Raw genomic sequence first — 18,958 nt, 5'->3', positions numbered from 1 at the left:
CATGCCCAGCACCTGGATCTACGACGCCGTCCGCACTCCTTTCGGCCGCGCCGGCGGAGCGCTCTCGGGCGTCCGCCCCGACGACCTCGCCGCGGCCGTGATGGCAGCATCCGTCGCCCGCACCGGACTCGACCCGGCCCGGATCGACGACGTCATCTTCGGCGACGCCAATCAGGCGGGCGAAGACAATCGCGACGTCGCGCGGTTCGGCGCGCTGCTCGCGGGGTTCCCGTCGAGCGTGCCGGGTGTGACGGTCAACCGTCTCTGCGGGTCGTCGCTCGAGGCCGTGATCCAGGGCTCGCGGGCGATCGAGGCCGGTGACGCCGACATCGTGCTGACCGGCGGGGTCGAGTCGATGAGCCGCGCCCCGTTCGTCGTCGAGAAGTCGCCCAAGCCCTGGCCCGCCGTCGGCAATCAGACCATGTGGAACACCTCGATCGGGTGGCGCATGACGAATCCGCGCCTACGCAAGGACTGGACGATCTCGAACGGCGAGTCGGCCGAGAAGCTCGCCGGGCTCTACGGGATCAGCCGCGAGGAGCAGGACGCCTTCGCCCTGCGCAGCCACCGTGCCGCGGCCGACGCCTGGGCGGCGGGGGTCTTCGACGGCGAGATCGTGCAGGTCGACGGGCACGAGCTCGCCCGCGACGAGAGCATCCGTGAGGACACCACCCTCGACAAGCTCGCCGGGCTCAAGACGCTGTTCGCCGCGGACGGCTCCGTCACGGCCGGCAACTCCTCTCCCATCAACGACGGCGCCTCGGCGGTGCTGATCGGTGCCGAGGGCGCGCTCGATTCCGAGCCCCTCGCCCGCATCGCCGGGCGCGGGGTGTTCGGCAACGACCCCGACGTGTTCGGGATCGCCCCGGTCGAGGCGGCGAACCGGGCCCTCGCGCGCGCGGGACGCACGTGGGCCGACGTGGACTTCGTCGAGCTCAACGAGGCCTTCGCGTCGCAGTCGCTCGCGTGCGCGAAGCTGTGGACCGAGCTCGACCCGGCGAAGCTCAATGTGCACGGCGGGGCCCTCGCGATCGGGCACCCGCTGGGCGCGTCGGGCGGCCGCGTCGTCGGGCGAGCCGCGCACGAACTGGCGCGCCGGGGTGGCGGGGTCGCGGTGGTCGCGATCTGCATCGGCGTCGGACAGGGACTCGCGGTCGTGCTCGAGCGCTGACGCCCCACCCCGGCGCACGGCGGTTTGGGGCGCAGTTCTCGGGTCGGGGCGCGGGATTCTGCGCCCCGACCCGAAGAATGCGCCCCGAACCCGCGCGTCACGTGAGCTCGGGTCGGAAGGCGCCCGTGCGCTGACGCGCTCCGACCCGGCCTACGCTGGGAGGGTCCCTTCCGTCGACAGAGAAGACCCGTGACTGCTCCCGTGCTCGCCCCCGCTCCGGGTTGGCGCATGTGGCTGGTGTGGGCCGTCGGCCTCGCCGGCTACGTGCTGTCGATCACCAACCGCACGTCGCTCTCGGCGGTCGGTGTGGATGCGGCGACCCGCTTCAACGCGGATGCATCGGCGCTGTCGATGTTCGCCGTGATCCAGCTGGCGGTCTACGGCGGCATGCAGATCCCCGTCGGACTCCTCCTCGACCGCTTCGGCGCGCGGCCGGTCATGACGATCGGCATGGTGGTGATGGCCGCCGGCCAGCTCGTCATGGCGTTCGCCAGCGACGTGGGCATCGGCATCCTCGCGCGCGTGCTGCTGGGCGCCGGCGACGCGGCGATCTTCCCGAGCGTGCTGCGGGTGATCGCCACCTGGTTCCCGGCGCAACGAGCGCCCGTGCTGGTGCAGCTGACGGGCATCATCGGCCAGCTCGGGCAGATCGTCTCGGTCATCCCGCTCGCCGCCCTGCTGCACGCCACCTCGTGGAGCGTGGCGTTCGGGAGCCTCGCCGGACTCGGGATGCTGTTCTCGGTGCTGATCTTCGTGATCGTGCGCAACCGCCCGCCCACGCGCTCCGCCGATGTCGCGGTCGACACCGACACCGGCACGATCACCGTCGTGCGGTCGTCGGCCGACCTGCGGCAGGGGTTCAGCGAGGCGTGGAAGCACCCCGGCACCCGGCTCGCCTTCTGGTCGCACTTCACCACGCCGTTCGCGGGGAACGCCTTCGTCATCCTCTGGGGCTTCCCCTTCCTCACCGCGGGCGAGGGGCTGCAGCCGGCCGAGGCCTCGCTGGTGCTCACCGCGTTCGTGCTCTTCGGGATCACCGTCGGGCCGGTCATGGGCGCCCTCTCGAGCAGGCATCCGATGCGGCGCTCGCGGTGGCTCGTCCTCCCGTCGATCGGGCTGCAGGCCGCCGCGTGGATCACCGTGGCGGCCTGGCCGGGCCCGGCGCCTCTCTGGCTCCTGCTGGTGCTGGCCTTCGCGATGGGCACCGGGGGCCCCGCGTCGATGATCGCGTTCGACCACGCCCGCGCGCACAATCCGAGTCACCGCCTCAGCACCGCGACGGGCATCGTCAACGGCGGCGGGTTCCTCGCGGGGCTGCTGGCGATCCTCTTCATCGGTATCGCGATGGACCTGCAGGGCGCGGGCACCCCGGACACCTACTCGCTCGACGCGTTCCGCATCGCCTTCCTCACCCAGGTGCCGTTGTGGCTGGTCGGGGCGACCTTCATCGTCGTCGAGCGCAAGCGCACCCGCATCCATCTCGGTCTCGATCGCCCGCGCCGTCCCTGAGCGGGCCGGTGACCTCGTCTGTCGACAGAAGTATCGACGCGAGACGAGTGGTCAGCCGGGGACGCGGGATGCGCGTCGGCGGTTGAGAGCGGCGTTGCCCGCGGCGAAGGCCAGTGCCGCGAGCGCGACGCACGCAAGCAGCGCCCCGATCACGACGAAACCCCCACCCGGCCGCTCATCGTAGAAGTAGGTCGAGTGGACAGGGTCCCACTCCTGCGACTCGATGCCGTACGCGGCTCCCGCCACGAAGACGACCGGTATGGCGACCACCGATGCGATCGCGATGAGGGTGCAGACAAGAGGACTCAGTCGTCGTCTCATGCCCTCAGTCTTGCGTGCCGTGATGAACGCGAGACCGCGTCTGCGCGACGAAACCGTGACATCGGCCCCGGGTCTCGCCGCGCAGAAGCGGTCTCGCGGATTCTGCGGAGGTCAGCCCGCCAGGCGCGGGTAGTCGGTGTAACCCTCGGCGCCCTCGCCGTAGAACGTCGCCGGGTTCGGCTCGTTCTCGGGGTGTCCGCCCTGCCACCGCTCGACGAGGTCGGGGTTGGCGATCGCGAGACGTCCGACGGCGACGGCATCCGCTGCCCCGCGCGCGACGAACTCGGCCGCCTCGTCTTTCGTGGTGAGCTTGCCGAACCCGCTGTTGGCGATGAACACGCCGCCGAACCGCGAGCGGAGGTCTTGCACGAGATCGCCGCCGGGTTCGGCGTGCAGCACGCTGAGGTAGGCGAGGCCGAGGGGTGCGAGGCCGTCGATGAGCGCCTCGTAGGTGGCGCGGACGTCGGCGGGGTCGGTCTCGACGACGTCCTGGATGTTGTGCGCGGGGGAGAGGCGGATGCCGACGCGACCGGCGCCGACCTCGGCCGCGACGGCCGCGGCCACCTCGACGACGAACCGCGCGCGGGCCTGCGGCGATCCGCCGTAGGCATCGGTGCGCTGGTTCGACACGGGGGAGAGGAACTGGTGCAGCAGGTAGCCGTTGGCGCTGTGCACCTCGACGCCGTCCATGCCGGCGTCGATCGCGCGCCGGGCGGCCGCGACGAACTCCGCGCGCACGTCGTCGAGCTCCGCCGTCGTCAGGGCGTGCGGCACGGGGAACGCCTTCTTGCCTTCGGGGGTGTGCACAGCGCCGTCGATCGCGACGGCGCTGGGGGCGACGATGCGGTCGGTGCCCGTGATGTCGGTGTGCGAGACCCGGCCGCCGTTCATGAGCTGCATCACGATGCGTCCGCCTTCGGCGTGCACCGCCGCGGCGACCGCTCTCCACCCCGCGGCCTGCTCGTCGGTGACGATCCCGGGCTGACCGGGGTAGGCCCGTGACTCTGCGCTCGGGTACACGCCCTCGGTGATGATGAGCCCGAGGCCTGCGCGCTGGGAGTAGTGCTCGACGACGATGTCGCCGGGCACGCCGTCGGCACCGGAGCGCATGCGCGTCAGGGGCGCCATCACGACGCGGTTCGGGAGCGCGAGGTCGCCGACGGCGAGGGGGGAGAACAGATCCACGGGGGTCCTTTCGGGGGAGGGGCCGGCGCATCGCGGACGGCCGACCCCCGGCCCAACGGGATGCGGCGCGCCGCTATTCCGCGCCGGTGCTCAACCGAGGAGGTGCTCGAGCAGGATCTTCGTGCCGATGCCGATCAGCACGAGGCCGCCGCCGATCTCGGCCGGCTTCTGGAAGCGGGTGCCGACACGGTGGCCGAGCGCCACGCCGACGAACGAGACGGCGAACGTGATGACGCCGATGAGCACGACCGCCGGCACGATGTCGACGTCGAGGAACGCGAAGCTGATGCCGACCGCGAGAGCGTCGATGCTGGTCGCGATACCGAGCAGCAGCAGCTCGCGCGGGCGGATGCGGCCGGTCGGCACGTCATCGGGGTGCGCGCGGAACGCTTCCCACAGCATCTTTCCGCCGATCAGCGCCAGCAGGCCGAACGCGATCCAGTGATCGACGGGTGCGATGAGGAAGCTGAACTGCGCGCCGAGCAGGTACCCGACGAGCGGCATGGCCGCCTGGAACAGGCCGAAGGTCAGGGCGACGATCAGGGCGTCGCGGAAGACCCGGGTCTTGACGCGCACGCCCTGCGAGAGCGAGACCGCGAAGGCGTCGGCAGAGACGCCGACCGAGACGACGAGAAGGTTGAAGAAGGACACGGGGCGCCTTTCTCGGCGCGCGGGCAGGCGAACGCCCGACACGTCGATGGTGTCGAGAGTCTCGTTCACCCGGAATCCGGGCGGCGCACCGGGTGAGGTCGATCTCACCAGCATGTCGACGCGCTCTGCGGGAACTACTCCCTCTCAGGCCATCATCATGGCAATTTTCCGGCGGGTTTTTCGTTCGGTGCGCCGAAAGCCGACGGCTCGTCGACGGGATGGGTCCTCGCCGGTAGCACGCGCACCCGACCTGTCAAGGGCGGGTCGGTGACACCGTTGCGATGGCAGTGTCGCTACTGCAACGCGTGCGGTACAAGGATCGGTCGCGGTTCGATCGAGATGGATCCTCCTGGTGCGCGGCGACCCCTGCGGTGAGAGTTCCTGCGGGGGTCGTTCTGCATCTGCCGAACGGATGCTGCGTTGGGTCGGCTGTGCGCTCCACCGAGTTTGGGGTGTCGGCGGCCATGCCGATATCTTGCGATCAGGACGACGCAGATATTCCTCCACGGACACCCCTCTGCGCCCCACGTACACGCAACCACGCGGAGGACAGCACCCATGGGTACCGAGATCAAGCCGATGACTTTCGGCGTCGCAGCGGCATACTTCATCACCGGCGTCGTGATTCTGACCGGCATGCTGATCTGGGACGCGAACGGCGCCCCCACTGCTGCTCACTTCGTCACCGCCTTCTCGGGTTACCCGATCGGCCAGGGGATCGTCGGGATGTGGCGGTCGCGTCGCACGCGGTGATCCTCTCCGCACCCGGTCGCGCGTCTTCGCGGGTGCGGTACGGCCGCACCGACGGCGTCGACTACGGGGCGCCGGGCGCATAGACCTCGACCGACTCCGGCCTGGTCCGTGCGGCGAGCACGAGGGCGAGGATCCCGAGGCCCAGCGTGGCGGCGAGCACCGCCAGCGTGCCGAGCGCTGCGAGCGGCCCCGCGAGCAGCTGCACCTCGTCGCCGGGGACGACGAGGTAGGCGACCTGCACCAAGACCCACAGCGCCGCTTGCCCGGCGAGCACCGAGAGCGGCGCCCATCGCCACGGGTGAGGTGCGACACCGATGCGGCCGATCTGCACGGTGGCGATCAGGCCCGCCCCGACCGGGACCAGGATGCCCACGTACCCGAGCGCGCTCCATACCGCGGCATCGGTCGTACGCTGCGACTCGAGCACCGCACCGATCGCTGACGACGTCACGGGCCACAGCGCCACGATGGTCAGCGCGATCGTTCCGAGAGGCTTGCGGGCGACGAGGCTCTGCTCGCGGGTGAGCCCGATCGCGAACATCAGCACGCCGAACGCCCACGCGACGTCTCCCGTGATCGCGATCACCCGAACGGCGGGGGTGCCGAGGAACGACGACGACAACATCGCCAGCACCCCGCAGACGATGAGAGCCGTACCGCCGATCACCCAGGAACGTCTGCGCCGCTGCATGCCTCCACGCTACCGAAGGCCATCGGTCGGTCCACCGGCACGCACCCTCGACCTCATCCGCGCGATGTCGGCGGGCCCCACCCGGCAGCATCCGCCGACCAGGCTCGCACCGGCCGCCCGGTCGTCTTCGGGGAGGCCCGCAGCACCACGCCACACCCGGGCGGCGGCATCCCAGCGCTCGCCGGAGTTCGGGTAGACGACGACGGGGCGATCGGTCACCGACCGGGCGGCGGCGATCGCACCGGGAACCTCGTCGGGGTGGGAACAGTTGATCCCCACCGCGACGATCTCGTCGGCGGAGTTCGCCAGGGCGAAACCGTCGGCCATCGGCTGCCCCGATCGCAGTCGCCCGCCCTCGACCGTGAACGACAACCACGCGGGGCGCCCGGAGCCGCGCGCGAGATCGACGAGAGCTGCGGCTTCGTCGAGCGTCGGGATGGTCTCGATGGCGAGCAGGTCGGCCCCCGCGTCGGCGAGCACCGCGAACCGCGGTTCGTGCCAGCGACGCAGCTCGTCGCGGGTCAACCCCGACGCGCCGCGGTACTCCGAGCCGTCGCCGAGAGTCGCGCCGTAGGGGCCGATCGATGCGGCGATCCAGCGAGGCATGTCGCCGCCGACGGCGGTCGAACGAGCGGATGCGGCGAGGTCGACGCTCGCGCGCAGCATCCGCTCGGTATCGCCGGCTGAGAAACCGCGCCGTGCGAGCGTCGAGAAGCCCACCTGGTACGACGCGGTGATCGCGACCTGCGCGCCGGCGGCGAAGTACTCCGCGTGCGCGGCGCGGATCGCATCGGGGTCGTCGGCGAGCAGCCGCGCGCTCCACAGCGGGTCGGACAGGTCGTGCCCGCGCGCCTCGAGGAGCGTGCCCAGCCCGCCGTCGAGCACGATCGGCCCGGCGGAGAGATCCATCCCTGCATTGTCTCCGACTGCGGCGGTCGAATCCCGGCGTGAGGTGACCGGCGCGGCGTTGTTAGTGTGTGCACGAGCCGGCATCACGGCCGGCGAGAGGGAGGTGCACCCGTGCTCGCCGATATCCTGACGGCGCTCTTCGCGATCGCTTCGGCGGTGCTCGTCGGCTTCGTGGCGCGACGCATCCTCGAGACCCCGGTCGGCTGGCCGCGCAGCATCCTCGTCGGACTCCTCGTCTTCAGCGTCGGACTGCCGTTCTCGAACTGGATGCTGGATCAGTCGGGCCTGCTGGTGGACCGGCGCACCGACGACGTGCAGTCGGCCCTCCTGGCGCTGGCGGTCGTGGTTCTGTCTCTCGCGTGGATCTTCGCCCTGGGGCTCGCGGTGCTCGTCGCGCTCGAGGCCATCTTTCCCACGAGACCGCTGCCGAACCCGATCGACGTGGCCCGCGCGGGCATCCGCCAGCGCAAGCGCACCCGCCGCTACCTCCAGATCCTCGCGATCGCGTCGCAGCACGGCGCGGGCTGGCTCGTCCACGGCACGTCGCGCGTGGAGCGGGAGCTCACGACCAGCCAGCAGCGAGCGCAGGCGCTGGTGTCGACCATCAACGACTCCGGCGTCACCTTCGTCAAGCTCGGCCAGGTGCTCTCCACCCGCCGAGACCTGATCGCCGAGCCCTACATCTCTGCGCTGTCGACCCTGCAGTCCAGCGCCAATACTCTCGCGTGGGACGTCGTCGAGACCGTGATCCAGGACGAGCTGGACCGCCCCATCGACGAGGTCTTCGCGTCGATCGACCCCGTGCCGCTCGCTGCGGCGTCGGTCGCGCAGGTGCACACCGGCACACTCCTCGATGGGACGCCGGTCGTGGTGAAGGTGCAGCGGCCGGCGGCACGCGCGCAGGTGGAGGCCGACGTCGACATCATCCTGCGCCTGGCGCAGCGCGCCGAGCGCCAGACCCGCGCGGGCAAAGACCTGCGGCTGGAATCGGTGGCGCGCGGGTTCACCTCCACGCTCCTCGACGAGCTCGACTACCGCATCGAAGCGCGGAACATGGAGATGATGCGCACCGCTTTGGACCTCATCGCCGAGGCCGACGGCGACGAGAGTCCGCTGCTGTCGATCCCGGCCGTGCACGCGCACGGGTCGACGAAGCGTCTGCTCACCATGGACCTCGTCGCCGGGGAGCCGCTCAGCCGCGCGCACGACCGACTCGACGCGATGTCGGACGATGCCCGCGACGCCCTCGCGATCGGACTGATGACCTCGGTCATCCAGCAGATCCTGCTCTACGGCGTCTTCCACGCCGACCTCCACCCCGGCAATGTGATCCTGCGCGACGACGGGTCGCTCGGCCTCATCGATTTCGGGGCGATCGGGGTGATCGAGAGAAGCCAGCGCGAGCACATGACCGCGCTGCTGCTCGGGGCGCTCACCGAGGACGACGTGATCGCCAGCGACGCGCTGCTGCTCATCGTCGACGTACCGGCCGATGCCGACATCGACGCGTTCCGCCACGACATCGGCATCGTGCTCACCTCCGAGCGCTTCCGGCCCGCCGGCGACGGGTCGATCTTCTCCCGCATGGTCGACGTCATCCGCGACCATCGCATCGCCCTCCCGGGCGACCTCGCATCGGCGTTCCGCAGTTTCGCGACGCTCGAGGGATGCCTGCGGGTGCTCGTACCCGACTTCGACATGATCGCCCGCGCGCTCCCGGTGGTGCCCGGCCTCGCGCGCCGCATGGTGTCGCCCCAGCGTCTCGCCCTCGACGCCCAGGCGAGTGCGGCCCTGGCGGCGGTGCGGGCGAAGGCGTTGCCGCAACGGCTGGAGAACCTCATGACAGGCATCGAGAACGGCACCGCGGGCCTGCGCGTGCGCGCGATCCCCGGTGAGGCGCAGGAGGGGTTCGTCCGCTCGATCGCGGCGCAGATCGTGGGCGCCCTGGTGTCGATCACGGCCGTGGTGGTCGCCATCGTGCTGACGGTGGTCGACACCGGCCCCCAGTACCCGGGCGGATGGGGGCTGTTCGACCTGCTCGGCGCCGCGATCGGCCTGTTCGGGTTCCTCGGGCTCCTGCGCGTCGTGCGACAGCTCTTCGTGCGCGCACCGCGGTAGTCCTCGGGCGCTCCCTTCGCTCCCCTGTCGCGAACGGCTGGTCCCGCCCTTCATTCGTGACAGGGGAGGATCCTTCCCGGGGTTCCCCTGACGCGGGTGGTGGGTGGGACCCGCCGGATGCGACGGGGGAATGCCCCCGGGGGGACGTGTGTGCGGTGCCGGTCAGCGGGCCGCAGCATCCTCCAGCCCGGCTTCGAGGGCGTCGAGCCACGCGCCCACGTTCGCCCGCGCCTCGGGGGTGTCGGGGTAGCGCGAGCGCAGCTGCAGGCCGTTGCGGGTGGCGGTGAACCAGATCATGACGCCGTCGACGTCGATCGCCGCTGACACGTGCTGGATCTCGAGCTCGGGGTCGGTCGGCATGGTCATGCGCCGCACGTCGAGCCACGACAGGGCGAACATCCCGGGCCGGACGGGCATGCCGCCGTAGGGCGCCAGGATCGGCGCGAGCGGGTACGACCCCAGCGCCATGGCCTCCTTGACGGATGCGGCGCAGGCCGCCGGATCGTCGTCGTCGCTCTCGATCACCGCGTTCGTGATGAACCAGCCGACCGCGTCGTGCCAGCGGTGGTCATGACGGCTGTGCACGGGGAAGACCGCGCGCAGCGGCGCATCGGCCAGCGTGCGCGTCACCCGGGTGAGCACGCTGATCGCCAGCGCGATCGCACGCACCGACAGCGCCGACGCCGCGGCGTCGAACCGGCGGAGCTCGGCCGAATCGAGCACGTCGCGCACCTCGACCACGGCTCGTCGCGGACGCGACACGTCGCCGAGCGGCAGGGGGAACAGGGGCATCGCGCCGGCCTCCGCCGCCAGGATCGCGTCCCACCGCTCCGAGACGTGTGAGGGCGCCGGGGGCATCCGCTCGAGCAGGTCGGTGTGCTCGGCGAAGGGCGCGGCGGGCTCGACGGCGACGTCGGGGGCGTCGATCGCGGCGAGCAGATCGCGGATGACGACGTGCCACGACCACATGTCGACGTGCGAGTGGTCGGCGCCGATCACGACCACCCCGCCCTCGGTCTCGTCGTGCGGTTCGAGCAGGCAGAGTCGGTACGACGGTGCCTGGTACGGCGCGCAGGCCTCGTCGAAGACGTCGCGGACCACCTCGCGCGCCGTGCGCCCGGGGGCGACCGGATGCTGCGTCCACGCGCCCGTTTCGACGTCGACCTCGTGCAGGGCCGGGCCGTCGTCGCCGGGGCGGAAGGCGGTGCGGAAGGTGCCGTGCCGCGCGATCACCCGCATCCAGGCCGACGCGAGCTGTTCCCGGTCGACGCCGAGCGGCAGGCGGAACGACACCGCCATCCATGAGCCGGGGCGCTGCCCCTCGCCGACGTGACGCCTCTGATCGAACGAGACCGGCAGGCGCCTGCCGGGCGTCTCACTCGTGCGGACGACGAAGCTGGACAACCGTCCCGGGGGGAGAGTCATCCGTGTGACTGTAGTCAACCGCATGGCGCCGTAGTCTAGGCGGACGATATCTCGCGCTGGTGACGGAGGATGACGGTGGGGTTGCTCGACCTGGGTGGAGCAGCGATCTCTTATGACGTCACCGGCGACGCGGGACCGCTGGCGGTGCAGCTGCACGGGCTGACGTCGAGCCGTTCCCGCGACGCGCAGCTCGGGCTCGATCTGGGCCGTGCGCTCCACGCCGCTCGTGTGCTGCGCTACGACGCCCGCGGCCATGGCCGCTCCACGGGCGACGCCGATCCCGCCTCGTACGGATGGGACCGCCTCGCCGATGATCTCCTCCGTCTTCTCGACCAGGTCGCCCCCGGCGAACGCGTGCACGGCGTCGGCCCGTCCATGGGCACCGGCACGCTGCTGCACGCCGCCGTTCGCGACCCCGACCGCTTCGCGAGCCTGACCCTGGTCGTGCCGCCCACCGCGTGGACCACGCGCGCCGCCCAGGCCGAGACCTACCGGCGCAACGCCCGTTTCGTCGAGCGCGAGGGCGTCGACGCGCTGGTCGAGCTCGGCAGCTCCGCCCCCGTTCCGCCGGCGCTCGCCGACGCGCCGGAGAGCTACCCGGCCGTCGACGCGGGTCTGCTGCCGACGGTGCTGCGCGGGGCGGCCGACACCGACTTCCCGCCCGTCGGCAGGCTCCGCGCGATCTCGACGCCGACGCTGGTGCTGGCGTGGGCGGGCGACCCGGCGCATCCGCTCTCCACGGCCGAGAAGCTGCGCGAGATCATCCCCGGCAGCGTCCTGTCGGTCGCCCGCTCGCCGCACGAGGTGCTCGGCTGGGCCGGCCGTTTCGCCGAGCACGTCGGCGCCGCGGCGCGACGCGCGGGCTGACCCGCAGCATCCGCCCCTCATCTTCGGGCGCGGCGAGTTGCCTCGATCCGGGGGAGCGCGGCGCCCGGATGCCCCGGAGCGCGGCACCTCACGAGCGGCTAGGGGAGCGACGGATGCTTCTCGACCGAGCGTGTGGGGATGAACAGGGCCAGCACCAGCGCGACGACAGCGGCTCCGCCGCCCAGGAGGAACGACACCTGGAAGGCCTCGGGGGTGGGCACCTGCGAGCCGTTCTGCACCGTCGACATCGATGCCAGCACGACGCCGACGATGGCGGCGGCGGTGCTCGTGCCGAGCGACCGCGCGAGCGCGTTCAGCCCGTTCGAGGCGCCGGTCTCGCTCGGCGGCACCGAGCGCATGATGAGCATCGGCATCGCGGCGTAGCCGAATCCGATACCGAAGCCGATGAGGATGTTCGCGACGACCAGGTGCCACACCTCGCTGGCGAACAGCAGCGTGAAGCCGTATGCGGCGATGAGCGAGATCGCGCCGGCGACCAGCAGCACGCGCGGGCCGATCGTGCGGGCCAGGCGCCCCGAGATCGGCGAGAGCACCATCATCACGAGGCCCGACGGCATGACGACGAGACTCGCGGCGAGAAGCGACAGACCGAAGCCCGAGCCGGTCTCGACGGGCAGTTCGAGGATCTGGGGGTAGACGACGTTCGAGGCGAACAGCGCGAAGCCCATGGCGATCGAGGCGAGGTTCGTCAGCAGCACCGGTCGACGGGCGGCGACGCGGAGGTCGAGCAGAGGATCGTCGATGCGCAGCTCGTACCAGCCCCAGACGAGCAGCACCAGGACGCCGCCGATGCCGAGCGAGAGCGTGAGGGGCGAGAGCCACCCCCAGGTGTTGCCGCGCGAGACGGCGAGGAGCACCCCGATCAGTCCGATCGCGAGACCCGCGGCGCCCGCGAAGTCGAACCGGCCGGGGGTGCGCAGCACGCTCACCGGCACCACCAGGAGCACGAGCACGAAGACGACCGCGCCCAGGCCCCCGGCGATCCAGAACAGAACGTGCCAGTCGCTGTACTGCGACACGAGAGCGCTGATCGGAAGGCCCAGCGCGCCCCCGACGCCGAGGGTCGCGCTGATGAGGGCGATCGCGCTGTCGACCCGCTTCTCGTGCAGCACGTCGCGGAGGATCGACACGCCCAGCGGAACGACACCGACCACGGCGCCCTGCAGGGCGCGGCCCACGATCATGCTGCCGATGCCCGTCGACAGGGCAGCGATCACCGAGCCGAGCACCAGCACGGCGAGCAGCACGAGCACGATGCGTCGCTTGCCGTACATGTCGCCGAGGCGCCCCGCGATCGGGGTGGTGACGGCGGCGGCGAGCAGCGTCGAGGTGACGACCCAGGCGGTGTCGTCCCGCGAGGCGTTCAGCAGTTCGGGCAGCTGCGTCTGGATCGGCACGACCAGCGTGAACATGAACGACGAGCAGAGTCCGGCGACGGCCAGGACGGCGATCACGGCCCACTGCGGCGAGCTTCGCGTCAATCGCTTCCGTGCGTTCTCGTCTCGGCCCACTGGCCCCAGGTTAGCCGCGCGCGGGAGGGCCAGGGGTCGTCGCGCGCGATGCGACACTGGGCGCATGCCCGAATCGGACGGCCTCGACATTCGCGCGCTCTCGTCGGTCGAGGGGGTGCACGCCGCATCCCGCCTCTTCGACGAGGTATGGACGGGCGAGCGCTCGACGATGCCGGCGAACATCCTGCGCGCGCTCGAGCACGCCGGCAACTATGCCGTCGGAGTCTTCGAGGGCGAGCGGATGCTGGCCGCCTCGGCCGCATTCTTCGGCCCTCCCGCCGAGCGCACGCTGCACTCGCACATCACCGGCGTGCTGCCGTCGGCCCAGGGGCGGGGGATCGGCCGCGCGGTGAAGCGGCACCAGCGCGCGTGGGCGCGCGAGCGCGGGGTGGAGCGCATCACGTGGACCTTCGACCCGCTCATCGCCCGGAACGCGCACTTTAATGTGGGCGTCCTCGGCGCCGACGTCGCCGAGTACCTCGTCGATCAGTACGGGCCGATGGACGACGACGTGAACCGCGGCGATGCGTCCGACCGCATCCTCGTGTCGTGGGCGGTCACCCCGGCGCAGATTCCGGCGAGCGAGGTCGTCGAGGCGGTCGCGATCCCGCGCGACATCGCGGCGCTGCGCCGAGCGTCGCCGGCGGATGCTGCGCGGTGGCGCCTCGACGTGCGCGAGCGTTTCCTCGCGCTGACCGCCGCGGGCCTGCGCGTCAGCGGGTTCGACCCCGCCCGGGGCTACCTCTTCGCCCGGCGCTGAGCGCGCCGCATCCGTCGAGCGTCAGGCGCCGTCGGCCTCGGGGGTGCCGGGGCCCGGGCCGGGGCGCACCGCGGCGTCGTCGCGCACGTCGATCCGCGTCACGCCGTCGTGCTCGGCGACGTCGATGCGGGGCGCGGCGTCGGCCTCGGTCGAATCGGGGGCGCTCGTCAGCTGGTCGTGGCGCTTCTCGGCGTCGCTCATCTCGGCGCCATCGTGTCGAAGGTCGGTCATGGTGTTCCCCTTACTTCCCGGCGTCGCGCCAGGCATCGCTCTCGAGGTGGGATCCCGCCTGCGGGCCCATGTTCAGCATCCCGCCGTCGACGACCCAGCTCGCCCCCGAGACGTAGGCGGCGGCGGGCGAGGCCAGGAACGCCACGACCGCGGCGATCTCGTCGGGCGTGCCGGGGCGTCCGAGCGGGATGCCGCCGCGGTGCGTCGACTCCGCGTCGGAGGCGTCCATGTCGTTGATGGGCGTGGCGATCTCGCCCGGCGCCACGGAGTTCGCGGTGATGCCGTAGCGCCCGAGCTCGAGCGCCATGGTCTTGAGGAGCCCGCCGAGGCCGTGCTTGGCGGCGACGTACGCGGCACTGCCCACGCGCGGCTGGTGCTCGTGCACGCTCGAGACGGCGATGAGGCGCCCGCCGCGACCCGCGGCGACCATGCGCCGGGCGGCGACCTGCAGGCCGATGAACGCGCCGTCGAGGTTGAGCGCGATGTCTTGGCGCCACGCGTCGAGATCCATGTCGAGGAAGGGGCCGCCCGAGCCGCCGCCGGCGTTGTTGACGAAGACGTCGACCCCGCCCAGCTCGTCGGCGAGACCGTCGATCACGCGCCCGGCCGCATCGAAGTCGGTGGCGTCGAACCGCGCGACCACGGCGCGTCCTCCACGGGCGCGCACCTCGTCGGCGGTGCCCTGGGCGCCCTCCTCGTCGGAGTGCCATGTGATGCCCACGTCGAGTCCGGCCTCGGCGAGGGCGACGGCGGTGGCGGCCCCGATGCCGGAGTCCGAGGCGGTCACGATCGCGTGGCGGGGGGAGAAGTCGGTAGCCATACCCCGAGGCTAGGCCGCGCACGGCTCACCGGCCCGGGCCTTGCCAGCCCGGTGGCGGGTCACTAGCGTGCCCGCCGCGGCGGTGCCGCCCGCCGGGGGCGGTTGCTCAGGCTGCCGCCGCTACCCTGAACGCATGTCTCCCGCGCGTTCCACGGCCCCGGTGCGCCTGTCGGCGGTCGAGCTGCGCGTGCTGCACCTGCCGCTCGTCTCGCCGTTCACCACGTCGTTCGGCACGGAGGACGTGCGCGAGGTCATCGTCGTGCGTGCGCTCACCGACGCCGGCGACGGCTGGGGCGAGGTCGTCACCCAGCACGCGCCGCTCTATTCGAGCGAGTACACCCACGGCGCGTGGGACGTGCTGCGCCGCTGGTTGATCCCCGCTCTCCTCGAGCGCCCCGCCGTCTCGGCCGAGGAGGTCGCGGGCGTGCTGTCGCCTTTCGTCGGCCACCGCATGGCGAAGGCGGGCCTGGAGACGGCCGTGCTCGACGCGGCGCTCCGCGCCGAGGGGCGCTCGCTCGCCGCTCATCTGGGCGCCGTGCACGATCGAGTGCCGTCGGGGGTCTCGGTCGGCATCCAGCGCGACCCGGCCGCGCTCGTCGACGCTGTCGGCGGTTACCTCGACGAGGGCTACGCGCGGATCAAGATCAAGATCAAACCGGGCCGCGACATCGACGACACCGCAGCCGTGCGCGAGGCCTTCGGGGCGATCCCGCTGCAGGTCGACGCCAACTCGGCCTACACGATCGCCGACGCCGAGCTGCTCGCCGATCTCGACCCCTTCGATCTGCTCCTCATCGAGCAGCCCCTGCAGGAAGACGACCTCGTCGATCACGCGACCCTCGCCCGTCGTCTTCGCACTCCGGTCTGCCTCGACGAATCGATCGTGTCGGCGAAGGCCGCGGCCGACGCGATCGCGCTGCGCGCCGCATCCGTCGTGAACATCAAGGCCGGCCGTGTCGGGGGCTACCTCGAGGCCGTCGCCATCCACGACCTCTGCCGGTCTGCGGGGCTCCCGGTGTGGTGCGGCGGCATGCTCGAAACGGGAATCGGCAGGGCCGCGAACGCGGCGCTCGCCGCCCTCCCCGGCTTCACCCTCCCCGGCGACGTGTCGGCGTCGTCGCGCTTCTACGCGCGTGACATCGTCACCGAACCGATCACGCTCGACGACGGCCACGTGCGCGTCCCCACCGGCGACGGCCTCGGTATCGAGATCGACCACGAGGCGCTGGAGCAGTTCACGGTGCACCGGGAGACGATCGCCCGGTGAGACGACGCACCACCCGGCAGCGCGGCGCTGCCCTCCTCGCGGGAGCCCTCGCGATGCTCGCGCTCGCGGGCTGCGCCGAAGCCCCGCACCCCTCGCCGTCGGCGACGGCCCTCCCGATCGGGATCACCGCCTCGGTCGTGCAGCTGGCCGGCGACGTCGCCACGCGTCAGGCGCAGGTGCAGATCCACAACGCGGCCGACGACGCCCTCGTCATCGGCAAGGTCGAGCTCGAGGACGACCGGCTCGACGGGCTCGCCGAGCGGGTCGTCGCCGGCGAGACCGACATCGCCCCCGGGCGTACGGTCGACATCCGCGTGCAACTGCCGGCGGTGAACTGCGACGCGGCCAACGAGGGCACCACGATGCTCGAGGTGAAGTTCACGCTCGGTGCCGCCGACTCCATCGCGCGCATGGCCGTCGCGGACTCGCTCGGGTTTCTCTCCGACCTCCACCGACGCGAGTGCTCGACCGGCTGAGCGCGATCCCGCCCCGGAACTAAGATGGGGGAGGCGGCCAGTCGGCTGCTGAACCCCCGCGTCGCATTCGACCCCTGGAGCCACCGTGGCCGAACAGTCCCGCCTTGATAAGGTCATCGCCCTCGCCCGCCACCGCGGGTTCGTCTTCCAGGCGGGCGAGATCTACGGCGGTTCTCGCTCGGCGTGGGACTACGGCCCGCTCGGCACCGAGCTCAAGGAGAACATCCGCCGCCAGTGGTGGCAGACGTTCGTGCGCGGGCGCGGCGACATGGTGGGCCTGGACTCCTCGATCATCCTGCCCAAGCGCGTGTGGGAGGCGTCCGGCCACGTCGCGACCTTCACCGACCCGCTCGTGGAGTGCCTGCACTGCCACAAGCGCTTCCGCGCCGACACGCTCATCGAGGACTTCGAAGCGCGCAAGGGCCGTGCCGCCGAGAACGGCCTGCTCGACGTGCCGTGCCCCAACTGCGGCACGAAGGGGCAGTACACCGAGCCGCGCTCCTTCTCGGGCCTGGTGAAGACCTACCTCGGCGTCGTCGACGACGAGAGCGGTCTCTTCTACCTGCGTCCCGAGACCGCGCAGGGCATCTTCGTCAACTTCACCAACGTGCTCACCGCGTCGCGCAAGAAGCCCCCGTTCGGCATCGGCCAGGTCGGCAAGGCGTTCCGCAACGAGATCACCCCCGGCAACTTCATCTTCCGCACCCGCGAGTTCGAGCAGATGGAGATCGAGTACTTCACCGCGCCCGACGAAGCGCAGGAATGGTTCGACCACTGGGTCGAAGCCTGCTGGAACTGGTTCATCGACCTCGGCGTCGACGCCGACAACATGCGCCGCTTCGACGTGCCCGAAGACGACCGCGCGCACTACTCGGCCGGAACCATCGACGTCGAATACCGCTTCGGCTTCCCGGGCAAGGAGTGGGGCGAGCTCATGGGTGTCGCCAACCGCACCGACTACGACCTCACGAGCCACTCCGAAGCATCCGGTGCGAAGCTCACGTTCTTCGACCAGACGAGCGGAACCACCTACACCCCGTACGTGATCGAGCCCTCGTTCGGACTCACCCGCGCGATGATGGCCTTCCTCGTCGACGCCTACCGCGAGGAAGAGGTGCCGAACGCCAAGGGCGGCACCGACACCCGCACGGTGCTCAAGCTCGACCCGCGCCTCGCGCCCGTCAAGGTCGGCGTGCTGCCGCTGTCGCGCAACGAGCGTCTGTCGCCGCTGGCCCGCGAGGTCGCCGACGACCTGCGCTCGGAGTGGAACGTCGACTTCGACGACGCCGGCGCGATCGGCCGTCGCTACCGTCGCCAGGACGAGATCGGCACCCCGTTCTGCGTCACGATCGACTTCGACTCGCTCGACGACCGCGCCGTCACCGTGCGCGACCGCGACACCATGTCGCAGGAGCGCGTGCCGCTCGACGCTCTGCACGGCTACCTCGCCGAGCGCCTCCGCGGCGCGTAAGCGCCCGCACGACGGTTCGAGCGTAGGAGACGCCCTCGGCGTAGGCCGATCCCGTGCGGATCGTCCTACGCCGGGCCCTTCTCCTACGCCGACTTCTCTTTCGCGGCGGCCTTCATCGCGCGCTTGTGCTCGCGCACCTTCGTGAGCGAGTCGGGGCTGGTGATGTCGGCGACGGAGCGGAACGACCCTTCCTCGCCGTAGGGGGCGGATGCTTCGCGCCACCCCTCGCCCGTGAAACCTCGCTGCTTGCCGAGGAGGGCGAGGAAGATCTTCGCCTTCTGCTCGCCGAAGCCGGGGAGGGCCTTGAGCCGCTTCAGCACGTCGGCGCCGGTCGGCTCGTCCCGTGTCCAGATCGCGGCGGCGTCGCCGTCCCAGTCCTGCTCCACCGCGGCCGACAGGGCCTGCACGCGACCCGCCATCGACCCGGGGTAGCGATGCACCGCCGGTGCGGTCTTGAAGGCCTCGGCGAAGGCGTCGGCGTCGTAGTGGGCCAGCGTGGATGCGTCGAGCGACCCGACGCGCTCGCGCACCTTGAGCGGCCCCGCAAACGCGGTCTCCATCGCGACCTGCTGGTCGAGCAGCATCCCGATCAGCAGCGCCAGGGGGTCGCTCGAGAGCAGTTCGTCGGCGGCCGGGTCGTCGGTGATGTGCAGCGTCATCCCTCCAGTGTGCCGCAGGGCTCCCGCCCGGAAACCGCGAGACTTCACCCCCGATACGAGACGTCACGCGACGCGCGCAGTCTCGCGCACAGGATGGAGTCTCGCTGACAGCGCGGTGACAGCGGCGGTTCGACGACGACGG

19 protein-coding genes are annotated in these 18,958 nt (G+C 71.4%); 9 read left to right on the top strand and 10 right to left on the bottom strand.

What is annotated here, in order from left to right; all coding sequences use genetic code 11:
• Position 1: 1 nt before the first annotated feature.
• Positions 2 to 1,171: a thiolase family protein gene (locus DEA06_RS11560; protein WP_116648143.1), complete on the top strand. Its 1,170-nt coding sequence runs from the start codon at positions 2 to 4 to the stop codon at positions 1,169 to 1,171.
• Between the two features lie 228 nt (positions 1,172 to 1,399).
• Positions 1,400 to 2,680: an MFS transporter gene (locus DEA06_RS11555; RefSeq protein ID WP_116648222.1), complete on the top strand. Its 1,281-nt coding sequence runs from the start codon at positions 1,400 to 1,402 to the stop codon at positions 2,678 to 2,680.
• Between the two features lie 51 nt (positions 2,681 to 2,731).
• Here DEA06_RS11555 and DEA06_RS11550 read toward each other — a convergent pair whose 3' ends face one another.
• The 3 genes from DEA06_RS11550 to DEA06_RS11540 form a co-directional block, all read right to left on the bottom strand.
• Entirely contained in the window at positions 2,732 to 3,001 is a 270-nt protein-coding gene (locus DEA06_RS11550; RefSeq protein ID WP_116648142.1) for a hypothetical protein, read from the bottom strand.
• A 111-nt stretch (positions 3,002 to 3,112) separates the two neighbouring features.
• Positions 3,113 to 4,186, bottom strand: a complete 1,074-nt coding sequence (locus DEA06_RS11545) for an alkene reductase (protein ID WP_116648141.1) — start codon at positions 4,184 to 4,186, stop codon at positions 3,113 to 3,115.
• Between the two features lie 90 nt (positions 4,187 to 4,276).
• Complete coding sequence (locus tag DEA06_RS11540; protein WP_346427033.1) at positions 4,277 to 4,906, bottom strand: manganese efflux pump MntP family protein; 630 nt, start codon at positions 4,904 to 4,906, stop codon at positions 4,277 to 4,279.
• Between the two features lie 489 nt (positions 4,907 to 5,395).
• Here DEA06_RS11540 and DEA06_RS11535 point away from each other — a divergent pair, with 489 nt between their 5' ends.
• Positions 5,396 to 5,590, top strand: a complete 195-nt coding sequence (locus DEA06_RS11535; RefSeq protein WP_116648140.1) for a hypothetical protein — start codon at positions 5,396 to 5,398, stop codon at positions 5,588 to 5,590.
• A gap of 61 nt (positions 5,591 to 5,651) precedes the next feature.
• Here the strand turns inward: DEA06_RS11535 and DEA06_RS11530 are convergent, their stop codons facing one another.
• On the bottom strand, positions 5,652 to 6,281 hold the full coding sequence (locus DEA06_RS11530; RefSeq protein WP_116648139.1) for a hypothetical protein: 630 nt from the start codon (positions 6,279 to 6,281) through the stop codon (positions 5,652 to 5,654).
• Positions 6,282 to 6,290: 9 nt separating this feature from the next.
• Positions 6,291 to 7,190 carry a homocysteine S-methyltransferase gene (mmuM, locus tag DEA06_RS11525; RefSeq protein WP_116648138.1) on the bottom strand — a complete coding sequence of 300 codons (900 nt, stop codon included), beginning with the start codon at positions 7,188 to 7,190 and terminating at the stop codon, positions 6,291 to 6,293.
• Between the two features lie 111 nt (positions 7,191 to 7,301).
• On the opposite strand from mmuM, the gene DEA06_RS11520 reads away from it, so the two are divergent.
• Positions 7,302 to 9,308: an AarF/UbiB family protein gene (locus DEA06_RS11520; protein WP_116648137.1), complete on the top strand. Its 2,007-nt coding sequence runs from the start codon at positions 7,302 to 7,304 to the stop codon at positions 9,306 to 9,308.
• 162 nt (positions 9,309 to 9,470) lie between these two features.
• On the opposite strand, the gene DEA06_RS11515 is transcribed toward DEA06_RS11520, so the two are convergent.
• Positions 9,471 to 10,733 carry a peptide synthetase gene (locus DEA06_RS11515; protein ID WP_165817986.1) on the bottom strand — a complete coding sequence of 421 codons (1,263 nt, stop codon included), beginning with the start codon at positions 10,731 to 10,733 and terminating at the stop codon, positions 9,471 to 9,473.
• Positions 10,734 to 10,808: 75 nt separating this feature from the next.
• Between DEA06_RS11515 and DEA06_RS11510 the strand changes: the two genes are divergently transcribed.
• Complete coding sequence (locus DEA06_RS11510) at positions 10,809 to 11,600, top strand: alpha/beta hydrolase (protein ID WP_240606921.1); 792 nt, start codon at positions 10,809 to 10,811, stop codon at positions 11,598 to 11,600.
• Positions 11,601 to 11,698: 98 nt separating this feature from the next.
• Here DEA06_RS11510 and DEA06_RS11505 read toward each other — a convergent pair whose 3' ends face one another.
• Positions 11,699 to 13,102, bottom strand: coding sequence for an MFS transporter (locus DEA06_RS11505; RefSeq protein WP_276308354.1), 1,404 nt, complete (start codon positions 13,100 to 13,102; stop codon positions 11,699 to 11,701).
• A gap of 94 nt (positions 13,103 to 13,196) precedes the next feature.
• On the opposite strand from DEA06_RS11505, the gene DEA06_RS11500 reads away from it, so the two are divergent.
• Positions 13,197 to 13,892, top strand: a complete 696-nt coding sequence (locus DEA06_RS11500; RefSeq protein ID WP_116648133.1) for a GNAT family N-acetyltransferase — start codon at positions 13,197 to 13,199, stop codon at positions 13,890 to 13,892.
• Between the two features lie 21 nt (positions 13,893 to 13,913).
• Here the strand turns inward: DEA06_RS11500 and DEA06_RS11495 are convergent, their stop codons facing one another.
• Both DEA06_RS11495 and DEA06_RS11490 read right to left on the bottom strand, forming a co-directional pair.
• Entirely contained in the window at positions 13,914 to 14,123 is a 210-nt protein-coding gene (locus tag DEA06_RS11495; protein ID WP_240606920.1) for a multidrug transporter, read from the bottom strand.
• 10 nt (positions 14,124 to 14,133) lie between these two features.
• Complete coding sequence (locus tag DEA06_RS11490; RefSeq protein WP_116648132.1) at positions 14,134 to 14,943, bottom strand: SDR family oxidoreductase; 810 nt, start codon at positions 14,941 to 14,943, stop codon at positions 14,134 to 14,136.
• Positions 14,944 to 15,076: 133 nt separating this feature from the next.
• Between DEA06_RS11490 and menC the strand changes: the two genes are divergently transcribed.
• The 3 genes from menC (at position 15,077) to DEA06_RS11475 (ending at position 18,157) form a co-directional block, all read left to right on the top strand.
• Positions 15,077 to 16,210, top strand: a complete 1,134-nt coding sequence (gene menC, locus DEA06_RS11485) for an o-succinylbenzoate synthase (RefSeq protein ID WP_116648131.1) — start codon at positions 15,077 to 15,079, stop codon at positions 16,208 to 16,210.
• Positions 16,207 to 16,686, top strand: a complete 480-nt coding sequence (locus tag DEA06_RS11480; protein WP_116648130.1) for a hypothetical protein — start codon at positions 16,207 to 16,209, stop codon at positions 16,684 to 16,686. The genes menC and DEA06_RS11480 overlap by 4 nt, the downstream gene beginning before the upstream one ends.
• A gap of 85 nt (positions 16,687 to 16,771) precedes the next feature.
• Positions 16,772 to 18,157, top strand: coding sequence for a glycine--tRNA ligase (locus DEA06_RS11475; protein ID WP_116648129.1), 1,386 nt, complete (start codon positions 16,772 to 16,774; stop codon positions 18,155 to 18,157).
• A gap of 83 nt (positions 18,158 to 18,240) precedes the next feature.
• Here DEA06_RS11475 and DEA06_RS11470 read toward each other — a convergent pair whose 3' ends face one another.
• Positions 18,241 to 18,816 carry an HhH-GPD-type base excision DNA repair protein gene (locus DEA06_RS11470; protein WP_116648128.1) on the bottom strand — a complete coding sequence of 192 codons (576 nt, stop codon included), beginning with the start codon at positions 18,814 to 18,816 and terminating at the stop codon, positions 18,241 to 18,243.
• Positions 18,817 to 18,958: the final 142 nt, after the last annotated feature.

This window comes from Microbacterium sp. Gd 4-13 (assembly GCF_003095395.1).
In the GTDB taxonomy this organism is placed as follows: Bacteria; Actinomycetota; Actinomycetes; order Actinomycetales; family Microbacteriaceae; genus Microbacterium.
Note: the sequence above shows the minus strand (reverse complement) of the source record. Positions and strands in the feature narration are given on the sequence as shown.

Bases quoted from the DNA above. Each gene is read 5' to 3' on its own strand.
- DEA06_RS11560 (WP_116648143.1), top strand. From the start codon at position 2: ATGCCCAGCACCTGGATCTACGACGCCGTCCGCACTCCTTTCGGCCGC.
- DEA06_RS11555 (WP_116648222.1), top strand. From the start codon at position 1,400: ATGTGGCTGGTGTGGGCCGTCGGCCTCGCCGGCTACGTGCTGTCGATC.
- DEA06_RS11550 (WP_116648142.1), bottom strand. From the start codon at position 3,001: ATGAGACGACGACTGAGTCCTCTTGTCTGCACCCTCATCGCGATCGCA.
- DEA06_RS11535 (WP_116648140.1), top strand. From the start codon at position 5,396: ATGGGTACCGAGATCAAGCCGATGACTTTCGGCGTCGCAGCGGCATAC.
- DEA06_RS11530 (WP_116648139.1), bottom strand. From the start codon at position 6,281: ATGCAGCGGCGCAGACGTTCCTGGGTGATCGGCGGTACGGCTCTCATC.
- mmuM (WP_116648138.1), bottom strand. From the start codon at position 7,190: ATGGATCTCTCCGCCGGGCCGATCGTGCTCGACGGCGGGCTGGGCACG.
- DEA06_RS11515 (WP_165817986.1), bottom strand. From the start codon at position 10,733: ATGACTCTCCCCCCGGGACGGTTGTCCAGCTTCGTCGTCCGCACGAGT.
- DEA06_RS11500 (WP_116648133.1), top strand. From the start codon at position 13,197: ATGCCCGAATCGGACGGCCTCGACATTCGCGCGCTCTCGTCGGTCGAG.
- DEA06_RS11495 (WP_240606920.1), bottom strand. From the start codon at position 14,123: ATGACCGACCTTCGACACGATGGCGCCGAGATGAGCGACGCCGAGAAG.
- DEA06_RS11490 (WP_116648132.1), bottom strand. From the start codon at position 14,943: ATGGCTACCGACTTCTCCCCCCGCCACGCGATCGTGACCGCCTCGGAC.
- menC (WP_116648131.1), top strand. From the start codon at position 15,077: ATGTCTCCCGCGCGTTCCACGGCCCCGGTGCGCCTGTCGGCGGTCGAG.
- DEA06_RS11470 (WP_116648128.1), bottom strand. From the start codon at position 18,816: ATGACGCTGCACATCACCGACGACCCGGCCGCCGACGAACTGCTCTCG.